This is a genomic window from Prevotella sp. CAG:592, from assembly GCF_000436015.1.
In the GTDB taxonomy this organism is placed as follows: Bacteria; Bacteroidota; Bacteroidia; order Bacteroidales; family Bacteroidaceae; genus Prevotella; species Prevotella pectinovora.
Window position 1 is genome coordinate 1 of record NZ_FR892545.1, and the last position, 2,050, is coordinate 2,050.

4 protein-coding genes are annotated in these 2,050 nt (G+C 47.0%); 1 reads left to right on the forward strand and 3 read right to left on the reverse strand.

The window, feature by feature from the left end; all coding sequences use genetic code 11:
* From QVO99_RS03880 to xseB, 3 genes are all read right to left on the reverse strand, one after another.
* Positions 1 to 199: DUF6722 family protein (locus tag QVO99_RS03880; RefSeq protein WP_288176940.1), on the reverse strand; the 199-nt coding region annotated here is incomplete at its 3' end.
* A gap of 43 nt (positions 200 to 242) precedes the next feature.
* Positions 243 to 1,265 (reverse strand): branched-chain amino acid aminotransferase, encoded by a 1,023-nt coding sequence (locus tag QVO99_RS03885; protein WP_022316288.1) that lies wholly within the window; start codon positions 1,263 to 1,265, stop codon positions 243 to 245.
* Between the two features lie 284 nt (positions 1,266 to 1,549).
* Complete coding sequence (gene xseB, locus QVO99_RS03890; protein ID WP_022316289.1) at positions 1,550 to 1,741, reverse strand: exodeoxyribonuclease VII small subunit; 192 nt, start codon at positions 1,739 to 1,741, stop codon at positions 1,550 to 1,552.
* Between the two features lie 60 nt (positions 1,742 to 1,801).
* Between xseB and QVO99_RS03895 the strand changes: the two genes are divergently transcribed.
* On the forward strand, positions 1,802 to 2,050 hold a 249-nt coding region (locus QVO99_RS03895), incomplete at its 3' end, for a hypothetical protein (RefSeq protein WP_288176941.1).

Consider the following 2,050-nt stretch of genomic DNA (forward strand, 5'->3'; position numbering starts at 1 on the left):
AAAACAAAATCCAAGCAAGCCCTAATGAAAGATTTGGGTTTAACAACAAAGCCCCTACTAATAAACACAAGGCAAAAATACAAAAAGCGAGAATTGTGTAGTATATATTGTTCATCTCTCCGAAGAAAGAAGATAACAACAATGCAGTCAAAATATATTTCGCCACATCCAAGAACCATCTACCAAATTCCTGCCTCATGTATTTTTGCCTTGAGAGTATATCGAATTATCTATACTTTATCTTAGTCGATAATCACCTTGGTCCATCCGTGTGTGTCAGGCTCGATACCATACTGGATGTTGCGCAGATGTGTGTAGAGCTTGTGTGAGATAGGACCTGGCTTGCCATCCTTGCTGAATGTGTAGCGCTTGCCGGTGTCGAGGTCGTCGATATAAGAGATAGGGCTGATAACGGCTGCTGTTCCGCATGCTCCTGCCTCCTCGAAGGTCTCCAGCTCCTCTTCCGGGATAGGGCGACGCTCTACCTTCAGACCGAAGTCCTCAGCGAGCTGCATGAGGCTCTTGTTGGTGATTGAAGGGAGGATAGATGTTGACTTAGGAGTAACGTAGGTGTTGTTCTTGATACCGAAGAAGTTGGCAGCACCACACTCGTCCATGTATTTCTTCTCCTTGGCGTCGAGATAGAACTCACAAGCGTAGCCCTTCTCGTGTGCCAGATGGTTGGCCTGCATAGAAGCTGCATAGTTTCCACCCACCTTGTACTTACCGGTGCCGAGAGGAGCTGAACGGTCGTACTCGCGTACGATGACGTATGGGTTGGTAGAGAAACCGCCCTTGAAGTATGGACCTACCGGTGTGACGAAGATGATGAACACATACTCTGTTGCAGGGTGAACACCTACCTGGGCACTTGTTCCGATGAGCAGCGGACGGATATAGAGCGATGCTCCGCTCTCATATGTTGGGATGTACTCCTGGTTGAGGCGTACCACCTTTGCCACCATCTCCTCGAAGAGCTCAGTAGATACCTCAGGCATCATGATGCCACGGCATGTAGACTGCAGACGGGCTGCGTTCTCGTCCATGCGGAACACGCGTACCTTACCGTCGGGGCAGCGGAATGCCTTGAGTCCCTCGAATGCCTCCTGTCCGTAGTGCAGACAGGTAGCTGCCATATGCAGATTAACGTATTCGCTGGAGCAGACTTCAATCTCGCCCCATTTGCCGTCGCGATAGTAGCAACGCACGTTATAGTCTGTCTTTCTGTAACCAAAGCCTAAATTAGACCAATCCAAATCTTTCATATTGTAATCGTTTTAAAGTTAATATGCCGCAAATTTAGTAAGAATATTCATTCTCTGCAATAAAAATCGAGGGAATTTCTTTTTTTCTGCAAAATCACCCTCGCCAAAGGGCACAGAATTGCCGTTTTGCATCAATATCGGGCATCAGGGCCGGCTGATTGTGGAATGCAACGGGACGGGTACTGTAGGCAGATTAAAGTCAAGGCAGATGGAAGCGAATCTGTTATACTGACTGCAACGAGTACAGGGGGCTGTCGGCTGAACATACGGAGCGGCGCCCACTGTCATTCGTCGAGCAGTTTCTTTATCTCGGCGTCGGTCTTCTGGAGCTTCGCCTTGCATTTCTCTATCAGTTGCTTGGCGGTCTTGAGCTGGTCGCAGAGGGAGTCGATGTCGAGTTCTCCGCTTTCCATCTTGCGAACTATTGTTTCGAGCTGGGTGACAGCTTCTTCGTAGTTGAATTTCTTCTCTGACATGATGTTTTTTTATTTATAAATGACTATTATTTTTGTTGGGCTGATGGATACTATGATCTAATGGATATCAATCTTTTTGACGTGGTGTCCACGACCTTCGGCGTGGACAAATCAAAGAAAAAAAACACGGATATCACAGACTTTACACAGATTGGTCTTCACGGATTATTTTTCTTTGATATTATTTTGCCAATGAATCTTGGATTCTGTTTGGATTCTGAAGGATTTGGAGCACTATGGTGCTCGCTGCTTCCAGACGAGTTCGTTACTCTGACAATGAGTTCTGCCAATCACTTCAGCCCCCTCTCG